The 15099-nt window shown below is 71.9% G+C and carries 14 protein-coding genes; 4 read left to right on the forward strand and 10 right to left on the reverse strand.

The genetic code is table 11. The features are described from left to right. The first annotated feature begins 55 nt into the window (after positions 1–55). Together FB563_RS31335 and FB563_RS31340 are read left to right on the forward strand one after the other, a co-directional pair. A complete protein-coding gene (locus tag FB563_RS31335) occupies positions 56–2458 on the forward strand; it encodes a SpoIIE family protein phosphatase (protein WP_055705104.1) in 2403 nt (800 codons plus the stop codon). A 727-nt stretch (positions 2459–3185) separates the two neighbouring features. Beyond that, positions 3186–3692, forward strand: a complete 507-nt coding sequence (locus tag FB563_RS31340; RefSeq protein ID WP_055705103.1) for a MarR family winged helix-turn-helix transcriptional regulator — start codon at positions 3186–3188, stop codon at positions 3690–3692. A 19-nt stretch (positions 3693–3711) separates the two neighbouring features. On the opposite strand, the gene FB563_RS31345 is transcribed toward FB563_RS31340, so the two are convergent. From FB563_RS31345 to FB563_RS31375, 7 genes are all read right to left on the reverse strand, one after another. Next, a complete protein-coding gene (locus FB563_RS31345) occupies positions 3712–4899 on the reverse strand; it encodes a PP2C family protein-serine/threonine phosphatase (RefSeq protein WP_055705062.1) in 1188 nt (395 codons plus the stop codon). Between the two features lie 73 nt (positions 4900–4972). Further along, positions 4973–6724, reverse strand: coding sequence for a PP2C family protein-serine/threonine phosphatase (locus tag FB563_RS31350; protein WP_142219110.1), 1752 nt, complete (start codon positions 6722–6724; stop codon positions 4973–4975). Next, entirely contained in the window at positions 6721–7794 is a 1074-nt protein-coding gene (locus tag FB563_RS31355; RefSeq protein ID WP_142219111.1) for a SpoIIE family protein phosphatase, read from the reverse strand. Before FB563_RS31355 ends, FB563_RS31350 begins: the two co-directional genes overlap by 4 nt. Then, positions 7791–8234 (reverse strand): anti-sigma regulatory factor, encoded by a 444-nt coding sequence (locus FB563_RS31360; protein ID WP_055705315.1) that lies wholly within the window; start codon positions 8232–8234, stop codon positions 7791–7793. Before FB563_RS31360 ends, FB563_RS31355 begins: the two co-directional genes overlap by 4 nt. Continuing rightward, positions 8234–8650: an STAS domain-containing protein gene (locus FB563_RS31365; protein ID WP_055705299.1), complete on the reverse strand. Its 417-nt coding sequence runs from the start codon at positions 8648–8650 to the stop codon at positions 8234–8236. Before FB563_RS31365 ends, FB563_RS31360 begins: the two co-directional genes overlap by 1 nt. Further along, complete coding sequence (locus tag FB563_RS31370) at positions 8647–9543, reverse strand: STAS domain-containing protein (protein ID WP_055705300.1); 897 nt, start codon at positions 9541–9543, stop codon at positions 8647–8649. The genes FB563_RS31365 and FB563_RS31370 overlap by 4 nt, the downstream gene beginning before the upstream one ends. 108 nt (positions 9544–9651) lie before the next feature. Continuing rightward, positions 9652–10842: a PP2C family protein-serine/threonine phosphatase gene (locus FB563_RS31375; protein ID WP_055705301.1), complete on the reverse strand. Its 1191-nt coding sequence runs from the start codon at positions 10840–10842 to the stop codon at positions 9652–9654. A 196-nt stretch (positions 10843–11038) separates the two neighbouring features. Between FB563_RS31375 and FB563_RS31380 the strand changes: the two genes are divergently transcribed. Then, positions 11039–11473, forward strand: coding sequence for a MarR family winged helix-turn-helix transcriptional regulator (locus tag FB563_RS31380; RefSeq protein ID WP_055705302.1), 435 nt, complete (start codon positions 11039–11041; stop codon positions 11471–11473). A 274-nt stretch (positions 11474–11747) separates the two neighbouring features. On the opposite strand, the gene FB563_RS31385 is transcribed toward FB563_RS31380, so the two are convergent. After that, positions 11748–12041 (reverse strand): hypothetical protein, encoded by a 294-nt coding sequence (locus FB563_RS31385; RefSeq protein WP_142219112.1) that lies wholly within the window; start codon positions 12039–12041, stop codon positions 11748–11750. Positions 12042–12239: 198 nt separating this feature from the next. On the opposite strand from FB563_RS31385, the gene FB563_RS31390 reads away from it, so the two are divergent. Next, a complete protein-coding gene (locus FB563_RS31390; RefSeq protein WP_142219113.1) occupies positions 12240–12446 on the forward strand; it encodes a hypothetical protein in 207 nt (68 codons plus the stop codon). Positions 12447–12738: 292 nt separating this feature from the next. Here FB563_RS31390 and FB563_RS31395 read toward each other — a convergent pair whose 3' ends face one another. Both FB563_RS31395 and FB563_RS31400 read right to left on the reverse strand, forming a co-directional pair. Further along, positions 12739–13587, reverse strand: a complete 849-nt coding sequence (locus FB563_RS31395) for an MFS transporter (protein WP_055705303.1) — start codon at positions 13585–13587, stop codon at positions 12739–12741. 159 nt (positions 13588–13746) lie between these two features. Beyond that, positions 13747–14898 carry a hypothetical protein gene (locus tag FB563_RS31400; RefSeq protein ID WP_055705304.1) on the reverse strand — a complete coding sequence of 384 codons (1152 nt, stop codon included), beginning with the start codon at positions 14896–14898 and terminating at the stop codon, positions 13747–13749. Between the last annotated feature and the right edge of the window lie 201 nt (positions 14899–15099).

The raw sequence follows: 15099 nt of genomic DNA on the forward strand, positions 1-15099 counted from the left end.
CCCGGCGTGGCACGACCCGCGTCCAAGCGCCGTTCAGCCGAGGAGCGTGTACATCGTGAAGACGCCCGAGCAGCCAGGCGAACCGGACGGCGTCGAGTCGGGCACTGCGCCGCTGGATCTCGCGGGCGTCTCCCCCACCTCCCCCGTCGGCAGGCTGGCCGCCACGGTGGACCGGCTGCGCCGCGAGGTCCGTGCCGCGCATGCGGAGGCGGAGGGCCGTGCGCTGATCGAGCTGGCCAAGGGCATCCTGGTCGAGCGGCTGGGCTGCGGTCCGGCGCAGGCCGCCCGGCAGCTCGCGGAGCTGACCGAGCAGGCCAAGTTGACGCCACTGGAGTTCGCGGTGGAAGTCATCAACCAGGCCGCCCGCGACCGGGTGTCGGAGGTCACGGACGCCTTCCTGAGCACCGTTGCCGAGACGCCCGCGCGCCAGGCCACCGCCCTGCGACTGCGGGCGGCGGAGAGCGGCGCGCTGGCCGCGAACGACACTCAGGACGTGGCCAACGCGTTGCTGGAGCATGCCCTGCGCCCGCTCGGTGCGGTCGCCGTGGCCGTGTGGAGCGCGGGCGCGGACGGCTCGCTCACCCTCAGCGGAAGCGCCGGCTTCTCCCCCGCCGAGGCCGTCCGGTGGCGCTACGTCCCCCCGGAGGTGGCGACCGTGGCGCGCCGGGGCCTGACGGAGCGCACCGGTCAGTGGTTCCCGTCGCTCGCCGACACCGGGCTGCCCACCATCGGCCGGCACATGCATCCGGCCGGCGGCCGGGTTGCGGTACCCGCCGGCGCAGGGGGCCGCATCCACGGCGTCCTGGAGATCGCCTGGCCCGGGCCGCTGGAGCCGCAGCCGCCGCAGATCGTCCGGCAGGTGGAAGCCCTGGCCGAGCTGTGCGCGCACACGCTGGAGACGTACACGCTCCGCCAGTGCCCCGGCCAGGACCCACGGATCCTGCCGGACGCCGCCGAGCTGACGGAGCTGGCCGATGGACTGCACGACCCCGCTCTGGTGCTGGTGCCGCACATCGACGGCTCCGGCCAGCTGGTGGACTTCCGCATCCAGCACGTCAACAGCCGTTTCCTGGACCCGGCCGGCCGGCCGCGCGCGCTGGTCAGCGGAGCTCTGTTGCTCGAGGCGTACCCCATGGCCGCAGGGAAGAGCGAGCTGTTCCAGCGGGTCGAGCGGGTCTACGCCACCGGGGAACCGTACCGGGGCCGCCGGATGCGTCTGACCGCACTCGTCGACCAGGTGCCGCTGTCGGCAGTCGCGGACATCAGCATCAGCCGGCACGGCAGCAGCGTGCTGCTGATCTGGCGTATCGAGGACGAGACGGCGCAGCTGGCGAGCCTGCTCCAGCACGCCCAACGTCTGGGCCGTATCGGCGGCTTCGAGGAGAACCTGCTCACCGGTGAGATCACCTGGAACGACCAGTTGTTCCACCTCTACGGCCGGTCCCCGGCGAGCACGCCCGTACCGCTGGAGGAGCTGCCTGCGCACGCGCACCCCGACGACGCGGTGGCCCTCGGCCGGTTCCTGCGGACGCTGCTGCACCGCCGCCGGCCGGCCTCCGCGGCCTTCCGGCTGCAACGCCCAGACGGCGTGACCCGGCACATCCGGGTGGTCGCCGAACCGGCCCTCGACGCCGACGGCGGCCTCTTCGCTGTGCGAGGCGCCTACCAGGATATTTCCGCCCAGCACTGGACGGAGGTGGCGCTCGCCGCCACCCGGGACCAGCTTGCGCATACCGAGCAGCAGGCGGCTGAACGCAACCGTCTGACGCTGCAGTTGCAGCACGCCATCATGCCTCCCACGCAGGCTCCGCTGACGGTGCCCGGTCTGGAGGTCGCGGTGCGCTACCGGCCGGCGGAGACCGAGCATCTGGTGGGCGGCGACTGGTACGACGCCGTGATGCTGCCGTCCGGGCTGGCGCTGCTGTGCGTGGGTGACGTCGCAGGCCACGGCATCGAAGCCGCCACCAGCATGGTCGTTCTGCGCAACGCGTTGCGTGGCCTGGCCGTTACGGGTGCCGGGCCGGGCCAGTTGCTGTCCTGGCTGAACATCGTGGCGCACCACTTGACCGGAGGCATCACCGCCACTGCGGTGTGCGCCCTGTACGACCCGGATCAGCGCAGTCTGCGCTGGGCACGGGCAGGCCATCTCCCGCCCGTGCTGGTCCGTGGCCGGGAGGCGGCCCCGCTGCCGTTGGTCAAGGGCCTGCTGCTGGGCGCAGTGCCCGAAGCCGTCTACGAGGAGGCCGAGCTGCAGTTCGCGCCGGAGGACATGCTGCTGATGTACACCGACGGGCTCATCGAGCGCCGGGACCGGTCCGTGGAGGAGTCCCTGACCTACCTGCTGACCACGGCCCGTACCGCGCCGAAGACCCTGGACCAGCAGCTCGACCGTCTGCTCACCTACAGTAGGTCGGACACGGACGACGACACCTGCATCGTCGGCATCCGTGTGACGTAGCCGCGACTCGGGCCACCGGTCCGGCTCCGGCGGAGTGCGCTCGAGCGACCCGATGGATGCGCGACGACTGCGTCTGGGCCCTGAACGCCTACGACCACGCCGAGCAGCAGACCGGCCTCGGGCCGCCCGGAGGACGTGCAGCCGTCTGGCGAGGGTCTTTTCGCGCCGTGTCCGCGCCGCCCAGCACACGGGTGCGCCAGTGCCGCAGCGGCGCGTCCAGTGCTTCTTATGGCGTTATGGCGCCGCTGGGGACAGCGAAGTGCCTGCCGTCAGGATGGCGTTCAGTCCCGCTGAGTCGCTGAAGGGGACGTCACCGGGATACTGCACGATGCATTGTTCCCCCGAATTCAGGAGATTCAGCAGATCTCTTGTGAACGCCTGGGCCGTGAGGTGATCCATCTCGCCAGTGAATTACACCACGAGACGCCGGCCGGAACGGTAGTCGGCGACCGAAGGAGCATTCGGCGTGCCCACCGCCGTTTCCGCAGATCCGCTCCGGAAAGCGCCTGTCCTGGATGCCCGTGTTCAATCCGGCCGGCCCTGCGCGCCGGGGGCCGGGCGGCCGCCCGGTTACGGCACGGCTGCCGGCACCGAGGAGGCGGCAGGACCGTTTGTGCGTCTCCTACGATGGCGCGGCCGGCGGTGCTTGCCCGGCGGCCGTTCGGGTACCGCGTTTGAATGAGGGTGGTATCCATATGGGCAGGCGATTACTGAAAGCGATGTGTTCGTGACTCGTCTCAGCGGCTTCGGGGACGACCGGGCAAGCGGGCCGGGCGACGATCCCATGGCGGCTCTCGCGCTGGAGCTCGCCGATGCCGTGGACGGTCTCGCGACCCTGTGGTCCGTCGCCGCGCAGGGAGCTCGGCTGCGCCTGTCGCCGCACCAGCTGCGTGCCCTGCGGATCCTTCAGGCCGCGCCGGGGCTCAACCTCACCGCTCTGGCGGAGAGCATGGAAATAGGGATGCCCACGGCCAGCCGGCTGTGTGACCGGCTGGAGGCGGCCGGCCTGCTGGAGCGTGTGCTGCATCCGCAGAAGCGGCGCGAGGTGCAGTTGAACCTCACCGGGCACGGCCGGCAGGTGCTCGACGAGGTGGCCGCCCGCCGGTCGCGGGCGCTCGCCACCGTGTTCGCGGCCATGGGGACGGGCGACCGGGACGCACTCAGTCGCGGGCTGCAGGGCTTCCTGGCGGCTCAGGACGGCATCACCCGGGTCCCGGACCGCCCCGATGCCTGATCGCGCTACCAGGACCCGGTCAGTCGCGCCGGCCCACCCAGTCGAGGCAGACCACGGCGGCGTCGGACATGAGGTCCTTGCTGCCGTAGTGCTCGATCAGCCCCGCGACGACCGAGCGGGCCGTCTCGTGCGGCGGCACGGACCGGGTGGCGCCGAGGATCTGGCGCAGGGCGCGTTCGCCGAACAGATCCCCTGCCGCCGAGCGGGTGCCGTGCACTCCGGTGCTGACCGCGATCAGACGGTCGCCGGGCTCGACCTGGAAGGTCTGTTCGACGTACAGCGTCTCCTCGAACATGCCGAGCGGCAGCTGCGCCTCCAGCTCGATCCGCTCCGTGTGGTCGCCGCGCCGGCGGAACAGCTGCGGTGACCCGGCGTCGACCGCGCGCACCGCCCCGGAGACCAGATCGAACTGCAGCAGCAGCGTGGAAGCGTACGCCTTGCCGCCGTACTGGGCGAAGACCGCCTGGTCGGCGAGGGACGCCTGGTCGGCCAGGGCGATGCCGGCGCGGCGGGCGTTGCGCAGGGCGCCGACGGCCAGGCTGGTCAGCAGCGAGGCGTCTATCCCCTGGCCCATGCCGTCGGTCACGGTGAGGATGAGATGGTCGGCGTCGGCGGACCAGTCGAAGTTGTCCCCGCCGATGGCGTAGGCGGGCTCGAGGTGCGCGCCGATGGCGTACTCTTCGCGGGCCGAGCCGCAGCCGGGCAGCAGCTGCCACTGCATCTCGGCGGCGAGGGTGAGGCGGCGGGTGCGGCGCGCCTGGACGTAGAGGTCGGTGTCGCGGTCGGCGGTGGCGACCTCGTGGCCGAGCGCCGTGGCGAAGTCGGCGAGCTGGAGCACCGTGTCCGGGTCGACGCGACCTGCGGGCAGGCGCACGGAGAGGACGCCCATGCGGTCTCCGCGCACGGTGATGGGCAGATGCACCAGGTGGCCCGCGGGCTCGCGCAGTACCTCGATCACCGGGCTCTGGTTGACGAAGGAGCTGCCCGCCGGGCCGTCGTGCGCGGGCACCGAGGGGCCGGTGTGCGGCAGGTCGGACACCGGTTGCAGCACGGTCAGGCCGTAGTCGGCCAGCAGGAGGGTCACCTCCTCGGCTCCCACCCGCTCGGCCAGCAGACGGCGGGCGGTGGCGACCAGCGCGTGGGGCGGGGCCGCGCGCAGTAAGGCCTCCGCGGACGGAAGCGATTCAGAGGCTTTCACGGCATCCACCCTCTCGCCTGGTGGCCTCCACGCTACCGCTCGGCGGGCCGCTGCCGGCAGCTCTCCTTTCCCGGCCGTGAGGTCAGTCCGCCTCCGTACTCCGCTGCGGCCCGGCCGGCGTCATGGTGTGGCACAGCAGCAGACAGACGTCGTCGTCGCGTTCGGAGTCGTGCAGGAGGGGTTTGAGCAGGGCGTCGGCGGCGGCGTCCGGGTCCTGTTCCAGCTCCGGTGCGCTCAGTGCGCCCAGCGCCCGGCCGAGGCGTTCGATACCGGGGTCGATGCCCTGCGCCCGGCGTTCGACCAGGCCGTCGGTGTACAGCACCAGGGACGAGCCGGGCTGCAGGTCGGCGACGTGATCGGCATACGTGTACGTCAGCGGGATGCCCAGCATGACGCCCGGCTTGCCACCGAGGACCCGCACGGTTCCGTCGGCGCCCCGCACGACAGCGGGCGGATGCCCGGCCGACGCCCAGAGCACCCGCGGTTCGCCGGGCCGGAAGCGGGCGACCAACGCGGTGGCGTACAGGTCGGGCTGCAGGTGCCGGAGCATGTGGTGCAGGCGGGTGAGGATCTGGCCGGGGGTGGAGTTGTCGACGGCGTAGGCGCGCAGCGCGGTGCGCAGTTGGCCCATGACGACGGCGGCGTGCAGCCCGTGGCCGGTGACGTCGCCTATGACGGCCAGCAGGCTTCCGTCCGGCTGAAGGAAGGCGTCGTACCAGTCGCCGCCGATGTTCAGTCCCTGGGTGGCGGGGAGGTAGCGCGCGGCCAGGAGCAGGCCGGGCACGGTGGGCAGGTCGGTCAGCTGGGCCCGCTGCAGGGTGTCGGCGGTGTCGCGGTAGCGCTCGTACCGGCGGGCGTTGTCCAGGGCGATGCCGGCACGGCGGGCGAGTTCCACCAGCATCACGCAGGTGTCCGGGTCGAAGCGGGGACCGGGTGCGGTGAGGGTGAGGACGCCCAGCAGGCTGTGGGTTCCCAGGGGGATGGCGAGCAGGGGCCGCTCGGGAGACAGGGCGGAGGGCGGGAGGTCGCCGATGCCGGGGAGGTTGCCGGGGTGGGGGGCCGCGTGCTGGGGGCGGCCCGTGCGGGCGGCGGTCACTGCGGCCGCCGAGTGCTCCCGTACGCGGTGGGGCCGCTCGTCCTCGTCCTCGTCGAAGAGCCAGACGTCGAGGTCGGCCGCGTAGTCCGGGATCAGCAGCTCGGACAGGCGGCGCAGGATGGCCGTAGGGCTGAGGGACGCCGTGATGGCGGCGCTGGCGTCACCGAGCAAGGTCAGCAGGCGCCGGGCTCGCTCGGCCTCTGCCCGGGCGGCCCGCTCGGCGTCGAGCAGTTCGCGCTGGGCCCGTACCGCGGCTTCCAGCTCGGAGTGCAGTGCCAGCACGCCCTGGTTGGTGTCGTGCAGCTCCTGCCGGTGCAGCCGGATGAGGTGTTCCTGCTCGCCCAGGAGGGTCAGCAGGGCCGCGGTGTTCTCGTCGGCGTGCAACAGCGCCTCGGGCAGTGGCATGCCGGTGCGGAGAGGGGGCCCGGCGGGCGGGCGGGACAGGGGGCAGCTGAGGGCGGGCGCGCCGTCCGGATCCGGGAGGGCGGAGCCGACCGGCCGCAGCGAGACGTCGAGCCGGCCGCCCTCGTGCGCGTCGGCGTGCCGGAGGTGCAGCGTGAGTTCCCACTCGCCGCCCTGGCCCAGGCAGCGGCGCAGTCGGGCGGTGAGCGACGTGAGGACGCGGACCCGCTCCAGGGCCGGGGTCTCGCCGTCCGTGAGGACGCGGTCGACGGCGGCACGGGCCAGGGCCGCGTCCGTGACGGAGGCGATCTTCCAGACGTCGGGAGGTGCGGTCATGGACGTCCGTCCGGGAGTTCGGGGGCCAGGACGGCCACGCTGGTGTCGTCGCGCAGCGGGCGGGCGGCGCTGCCGGCGTCCCGCAGGACGACCGCGGCCGTCACGGCCGGGTCGTGGCCGAGGAGCTGAGGGTCTTGCGGTGGTGCCCAGCGGCTGGGCAGCCCGTCGCTGTGCAGGACGAGCAGGCTGTCCGGCCGCCAGCACGAGTGCTGTACGGGCACGGTGGCGGGGAAGTGGGCTCCGACGATGCCCGGGTGGGAGATGAGCGGCCGCCACACGTCCTCGGTGCGGAGCCGGGCGCCGATGTTGCCGACGCCGGCGAAGGACAGCCGGCCGGTGCTCTCGTCGAGCTGGGCGACGCCGACGGCCGCGCCGCGCGTGGTCCGCAACGCCGTGTGGAGGCGGCGCAGGAGCTCGGCCGGCGGCAGACCGGCGCATCTGTGCAGTTCCTCCACGGCGGCGGTGGACGCCTCGGCCGCCTTGCCTCCGTGGCCGAGTCCGTCGGCGAGCAGCAGCGTGACCGTCGAACCGGAGCGGACCCAGGCGAAGGCGTCCCCGGAGTGCTCGGCATGGGCGAGCGAGGTGACGATGCCCCCGGCCCGGGCGCCCGTCGGAAAGTGGGCCGGCCCCGGGGACGGGGCGCCCGGGGGACGCGCGGGCCTGATGCGCGCCACGGCGACGGTGCCCCGGCCCGGCCTGCTGTGCAGGTCGAAGTCGCTGGAGACGCGCAGGCAGGTTCCCAGGCCCGCGCCGAGGGAGGAGGAGGCGGTCGTGTGCCCGTCCTGCAGCGCCGCCTGTACGTTGCCGATGCCCGGCCCGTGATCGAGCGAGGTGATCTGCACACCCGGCACCCCTTCCGCGCGCGTGTCGCAGGGACCGGTCAGGTTGATCACGATGCGGCCGCCGCTGGCGTGCTTGACGAGGTTGGTCGCCAGCTCGGTGGCCACCAGCGCCGCGCCCGCGGTGGAGTCGGCGTCCAGCCCTGTGCGGGCGCAGGCGGCTTCCGCGGCCACGCGCACGTCCCGCACCCGGGTGCTGTCCTGGACGGGGATGTCCCACACCCGGCTCATGGCGCACCCGTGCGGGGGCCGGGCAGTCCGGTGACCCAGTCGGTGATGGTGACGGTCGTGCCCTTGCCGGGACTGCTGTCGATGCTGAACTCCTGGACGAGCCGTTTGGCGCCGCTCAGGCCCAGCCCCAGGCCGCCGCCGGTGGTGTAGCCGTCGGTCATGGCCTGGTCGATGTCCCGGATGCCGGGGCCGGCGTCGACGAACGACAGCCGCAGTCCGCGCCTGCCCCCCTCGTCCAGGATCGTCATCGCCATGGACCCGCCACCACCGTGCACCAGCGTGTTGCGGGCCAGTTCACTGACCGCGGTGACCAGCTTCGTCTGCTGGACCAGACTGAAGCCGAGATCGGCGGCGGCCCGGCGTACGTGCTGGCGTACCCAGGCCAGGTCCGCGTCCGAGCCGATGGGCAGACGCGTGGTCGGCGCGAGTGGGGCATGCATCATGCACCCTCTTCCGGATGAACGGGTGAGGCTGCCGAGGGGGCACGGCCCAGCAGGGACAGCGCCCTCTCGACGTCCAGGGCCGTGACCAGGCCGGGCAGGGTGAGACCAAGCTCGACCAGCGTGATGGCCACGGCGGGACGCATGCCGGCCAGCACCGTCCTGGCTGCCAGCAGGTGTGCGTTCGCGGCGATCTCGGCCAGGATGCGGCCGAGGAAGGAGTCGACCATCTCCACTCCGGAGATGTCGATCACGACGCCGCCCACCGGCACCGGGCTGGCCGCGATACGGTGGGCGAGATCGTCCTTGAGTTGTTCGGCCGCTCCGTCGTGCAGCTCTCCTTGCAGGGTGACCAGCAGGACGTCTCCGAGTGCCAGGACCGGCACCCTACCCGCGTGGTCGAAGAAGCCGGTCACCGTGCGTTCGCTCCCGCGTCCGGGCGTGGCGAGACGACGATGCCCTGCTGAGTGAGCGCGTGGGCCAAGGCGTCGGCGAGGCCGGCCCGCGTGATGATCGACCCCAGGTCGATACCGAGGTGCACTATGGTCTGCGCGATCGCGGGGCGGATGCCGGAGACGATGCACTCCGCGCCCATCAGACGGGCCGCGGCGACGGTCTTCATCAGGTGCTGGGCGACGAGGGAGTCGACGGTCGGCACGCCGGTGATGTCGAGGATGGCGTACCGGGCCCGCTGCTCGACGATGGCCTCCAGCAGGCTCTCCATCACCACCTGGCTGCGGGCGCTGTCCAGCGTGCCGATCAGCGGTACGGCGACGACGCCCTCCCACAGCCTGATGACCGGAGTGGCCACCTCCAGCAGCTGCTGGCGCTGCCGGGCGATCAGCTCCTCCCCCGCGCTGAGGGTCGTCTCCATGACCACCAGGCGCAGCGTCCCCATGAGCACCGCCAGTGCGAGCACACACGCGTGCGCGTGCTCGTCGGCGGCCTCGAACTCGGCGCTCAGCAACGCGGCGGCCGGTTCTCGCAGTCCCGCGACCTCCGCGGCGATCTGGGCAGGGCCGAATCCGGCTCGGGCGCGGGAGGCCGCCATCCGGCCGAGCTGGTCCTTCACGGCACCGAAGCCGGGGGCGTCGATGTCCTCCAGCCGCCCGGAGCGGGCCACTTCGGCCAGAGCGTCCACCACGGCCTTGCACGCCTCGACCGCCTCGTCCCGGGAGACGGTGAACACCGTGCCGAAGAGAGCGGCGTCGGCCCACCGTTGGGCGATCTGCTCGCGCCGCCGCTCCAGGAAGCCAGCCAGTTCCCGCACGACCTCGGGGGCCACGTCGTGCTGCTCCGCCACCTGCATCGTCTCCCTGCTGCACGCTCGGCGGCCCGCCCGGCGGCAGGCCATGGAACAATTATTGCTTTATGGCAAGCGTTGGTGCGACGGTACCGGCCGAACCACACGCGATCGTCACATTCGCTCCGCCGGGACCGGCCCGCCGCCCATGTCCCTACCCCGCCAGTCCAGGCATACGACGAGGGCGTCGTCGTCCGGCACCGGCTTGCCGCGGTGGCCGGTCAGTTCGCGCAGGATGGCGCGCGGCACCTCGGCGGCGGGCAGCAGCCGGGTGGCCTGGATGGCCCGGGCCAGTGCCTCGTCCCCGTACGCTTCGCCCTTGGGCGAGGCCACGGCGTGCACGCCGTCGCTGACGAAGACGAGTCGATCACCGGGCTCGACCTGGAAGTCCTGAGCCACGTAGTCGGTCTCCTCGAACATGCCCAACGGAAGCTGGGCGTCGAAGGTGACGCGCTCCACGGCGCCGTTCCGCAGTCGCAGCATCTGAGGGGAGCCCGCGTCCACGACGCCGGCCCGGCCGGTGGCAAGGTCGAAGTCGAACATGAGCACGGACAGGTAGCAGCGCCCCTGATAGTGCGCGTAGACGGCCTGGTCGGCGAGGGCCGCCTGGTCGGCGATGGAGATGCCGGCGCGCCGCGCGTTGCGCAGGGCGTTGATGGCCAGGTTGGTCAGCAGGGCGGCCTCTATGCCCTCGCCCATGCCGTTGGTGACGTAGAGCATCAGGTGGTCGGCCGTCGCGGACCAGTCGAAATTGTCGCCGAAGATGGCGTACGCCGGCTCCAGTTGAGCCCCCAGTTCGTACTCGGGGCGGGAGCAGGAACGGCCGGGCAGCAGCTGCCACTGCATCTCGGCGGCCAGGGTGAGCCGGTCCTTGCGCCGCACCTGCAGATACACGTCCGTGTCGCGCTCGGCCACGATCAGCTCGTGCCCCAGTACCTCGGCGATCTCGGCCAGTTCGGGCTCCCAGCGGCGTACCGCCTCGCTCCCGGGCAGGATCACGGACAGCACGCCGAGCCGGTCGCCGCGCACGGTCACCGGCAGGTGCAGGCGGGCCCGCCCGTCCCGGCCATCCTCGCAGTACGGCTTCTGCGAGCCGAAGGCCCGGCCGGCCGGGCTGTTGTGCACCGACACCGGCTGAAGCGTGGGGGCCGACACCGGCTGAAGCACCGTCAGGCTGTAGTCGGCCATCAACAGCTCGACGTCTTCTGCGCCGTACTGCTCGATGAGTACGACACGCACGGCATCGAGCAAGTCGTAGGGGGCCGCGGTGCGCAGAGCGCGTTCAGCGGCATGGAATCTCTTCACGATGGGAAAACACCAACCTTTCGCCGGACAACGCACGGGCCTCGCCCATGAGGCCGAACTCCCGCAAACGCGTCGGTCGCCCCGGATCAGCCGCGGCCGCCCGTGCGCCTAGTACGCTGACAGGCACCCCAGCGCCTGCGAGAGTGTGACCGTGACTGCCTTCCGCCGCTACCCAGAGCCCGAAGAGGTCGCACACGTGACCACCAGGGCCGTCGAGCTGCTGGAGGTCGTGTGGGGCCGGGCCTCCACCGCGCCCACCTCCGCGTCCCAGCTTCGGGTGCTGCACATCCTCGAGCACCACGACGGCATCAATCTGCGCACGCTGGCCGAGACCCTGGCCTCGACCCCGCCGTCCACGAGCCGGTTGTGCGACCGGCTCGTCGCCGCCGGGTTCGTCGAGCGGGTGGTGAGCGCGGAGGACCGGCGGGAAGTGCGGCTGCACCTGAGCGGCCGAGGCCGCGCCTTCCTCGCCGACCTGCGCGCCCGCCGGGAGCGGGAGCTGCGGAAGGTGCTGGCGGATATGCCCGCCGCCAAGCGGATCGCACTGCTGGAGGGGCTCGAGGCGTTCTGCGGCACAGCGGCGACGCAGATACACGAGGACACCACGGATCCCAGCAGCCAGACCGCCTGAGCCGCCGTTGGGGGCGCCTGCGCCACCGCCGCCTTTCGGCGACGACGACCAGCGCACGGAGTGGTCTCCGTCCACCGGAGCATTCCAGGGTCCTTCCCGCGCACGTCCGACACGGCCACTTTGTTGCCTCATGGCTATTGTTGTCAAACGGCAACAGTGCGTCTGACAGCCTTACGTGGATTCGGTTACCCCGTAACGGCGCGATGTGCGGGCGTTGTGCCGTATGTCTCGGCGAAGCTCCGCCGGACTCGGGCAAGTCGGACGTGCACCCCGCTCAGAGCAGGACGCGGGCGATGAGCAGGGCGAGGTCGTTCTCGCCGCTGGGCGAGCGCAGGGCACCGAGGAACTGGTCGCAGGTGTCGTCGGTGTAGAGGACCAGTTCGCCGCCGGGGCGGAACGGGATGGTCGCCGCCTCGAAGGGCAGGTGGCCGGCGAGGCAGACTTCGCAGGTGCCCTCGTGGGGTCGTAGAAGCAGTAGATGCAGGTGGTGATGGTCTGCTCGGTGGCTTCGGTCAGATGGTCCAAGCGGTGGAGGGCCTCGGCGGGGGCGAGCGAGAGTTCGGCGCACGCGAGGGCGGCGCTGCTCAGTGCGGTGAAGACGTAGCCGATCCGAACCGGCCTGGTTCTCTGCCCATCGCCCGAGCCGCAACGACATGGCCACCCGGCCTGTGGGCGGCGCCGCCTGGCCACGCCCAGGCGGTCGAGAGCGCGCCGCACATGGGTCCGGCCTCCCGGGGCCGGCCCGGATCGGATGTCATCGGCACAGGTGAACAGCCGGACGCGCCTGGCCGTGCTGCGCCACGACCAGCGCGCCGCCGACCTGGCCGGCGCTAACGGCATGCTGGACGAACCAGCGGCCCAGGCCCGGCAGACGCAGCCGGGTCGTACGCCGCCGCTCGACACCGATCTGGCCAGCGACGTCATCCTGGCCTGTCCGCTCTCAACCTCGGATCAAAAACCAGTTCCGGGATGAAACATCGGGAGAAAGCGACCTCGCAGTTCGGCTGACGGTGAGCTGACGCGGGCCGCTGCCGATCCTGGCGTTCGGATGCACAGCAGGGCTGGACAGGACCAGCCTTGTCCGGCCCCGCTGCCACGCCCGCACCGATAGCGTGCACGTGGTCCTGGCTCGCGCGCCTCTGGCGGCTCTGCGGGGGCAGAGGGACAGTCGCCCTTGGCCCCGGGGCTGCCGGCCGTGGTGGGGAGGGCGGTCGGCGGGTCGTTGGGCCTGTGGTGACGGCGGTGCTGCCGGGTCTCGCCCTGCGCTATGGAGTTGTGGGCCGTGGGTGCAGCCGTTCCCCCAGGAGCGAGAGACTGCCGATGCCGAGGGTGATCAGTGTGCAGGCGATGAAGGCCGGTGCGGGTCCGGCGGTGTCGAGGAGTGCGGCGGCTGTGAGTCCGGCGGCTCCGTAGCCCACCCCGGCCGCGGCGTAGAGAACGGAGAAGCCTGTTGCCCAGGCATGCTGGGGAAGGCGTTGTTGGAGGGCGAGGTTGCGGATGACCAGCAGGGGGCTGTAGAGGAACCCGCCGATCGCGAAGGCGAGGGCGAAGTTCATGGGGTGCGTGGTCAGGCCGGGCAGGGCGAAGGCGCCGGTCAGCACGGGCAGCAGGACGAGGGTCTGGCTGAACGGGCTTCCGGGCCAGCGGCGGCTTCCGTAGGCGAGGCCGGCGGCCACGCTGGCGACGGCGAAGGCGGTCATGACCGGCCCGGCCAGCGCCGGGGAGGAACCGACGTCGTCCAGCCGGGCCGGCAGGAGGACGTCGACGGTGCCGATGAGGAACATGATCGCGGCTGACAGCAGGGTGGTGGGCCAGGTGAGCCGGAGGATCGCCGCTGTCCCCAGCCGTTCGGGCAGCGTGCCTTCGCCCGGGGTCCCGGTGCGGGGGTCGGTGTGCGGTATGCGGTGGGCGAACAGGAGGGGGGCGGCGGAGGCGGCGGCCATGGCGATGAGGGCTCCGATGGCGGAGAACTGGACGTAGAGCAGGGAGGCGAGTGGAGGTGCGACGGCCCAGACGATCTTCTCGAAGGAGGCTATGTGCAGGTCGTTCCGGGTCAGCAGCGTGTAGCGGTGCATGTAGTTGGAGCCGAGTACGCGCTCAGCGGCGAAGTGCATGTGCGTGCAGCCCCCACGCGGGCGTTCACCCCGTTGAACAGCAACCTTCCTTCGGCGGTGAGGATGGAGTCGCAGTTGAGGTATCCGCCGTCCCCGGGTCGGCCAGGGGCTGCCGGTCGCGGTCCGGTGCGGCGGTCGGCGGACGTCGGGTGGTGGCCGCTACGCCGTGGTGTGGCGGTGCCTGCGGACGACGTACACGCCGAGCGCGGTGAGGACCAGCAGGCCAGCGGACACGCCGAGCCAGCCGGTGCCGGGGTCCGCGGTGACGCCGCGCTTGGCGACCGGACGGCCAGTGACGATCAGCTGGCCGGTCCTCTTCACCCGGCCGTGGTGCGCGACCACGGTGACCGGGTAGGTGCCGGACGTGAGACCGGTGCGAACGGTGGCCATGGCGTAGTAGCGCGGGTCGTCGCCGTCCGCGGCCTTGGTGTCGTCGCGCCTGAGGTTGACCGGTTGGGTGAACGCCGGGGAGGTGGCGGAGAGCCGGTTCTCCTCGCCGGGGTCCGGGTACGTGTCCTTCCACAGCACGTAGACCCTTCCTCCGGCGCGGACCCGGTAGCCGTGCTCGCGGGCGGTGTCGAGGTCGAACGTCGGGGAGAAGACCGGACCGCGGGCCCTGCCCAGGTAGTCGCTGTCACCCGGCCGTGCCGCCCGTACCGTGAGGGACTTCTCGGCGACCCGGCGGCCATCCGGTCCGTACAGGCCGAAGGCGTACGTACCGTCCTTCACTTCCGGGCGGATGTACGGCTGACCGGTGAACAGGCGGGGGGTGTAGTGGTCGTACTGGTTGTCGTGGACGAGCCGGACCGGATCGGCCAGCGCGGTGGAACGCACGGTGAAGTCGGTACCGGTCTCTCCCGGGTACAGGTCGTCGAACTCCGTGTCGATCTGCTCCCCCGGCCGGGCGGCTGTGCCGTAGAGAGCCTGCACCTCGAACGACGGACGCTGGGACGGCAGGACCCGTATCTTGTACCGGGCCACGGCACGGTCACCGATCTTCGCGACGAGCGGATACACACCCGGCTTGTCGGACAGGGCCAGCGTGGCCACCGCGTCGAAGCGACCGTCGTCGTCGGACCACTTCAAGGCGACCGTGCCGGAGAACGCCGACGAGGTGGCGGTCACGGCCTTCGCTTCCCGCGGCACCCCCTCCAGGGACAGGTCCACGAGTTGCCCGGGGCGGGCCCAGTCGCTGCCGAACATCTCCACGTCGAGCTTCGGACCGGAGGCGGCGAACGCGGTCCCCGTCGAGAGACAGCCACTCAGCAGGATCCCCGAAACCAGCGCGGCCACCCGCCTGGACCATCCCATCGCGCTCCCCTGCTCGTCGTGACGGTTCCGGCTCCCCGCCGGGGGCCGCGCACATGTAGACGTGAGAAACGGGACAGTTGGTTGTCCGCCGGACACAGCAGGCGCACAGTCCGTGGCCCGCCACCTTGGTGAGGCGGCGGGCCACGACGGACACGGCGAACCGGGCGGTCAGTCCACCAGGTTGACCGCACGGGCCGAGGT

The sequence above is a fragment of the Streptomyces puniciscabiei genome (genome assembly GCF_006715785.1).
In the GTDB taxonomy this organism is placed as follows: domain Bacteria; phylum Actinomycetota; class Actinomycetes; order Streptomycetales; family Streptomycetaceae; genus Streptomyces; species Streptomyces puniciscabiei.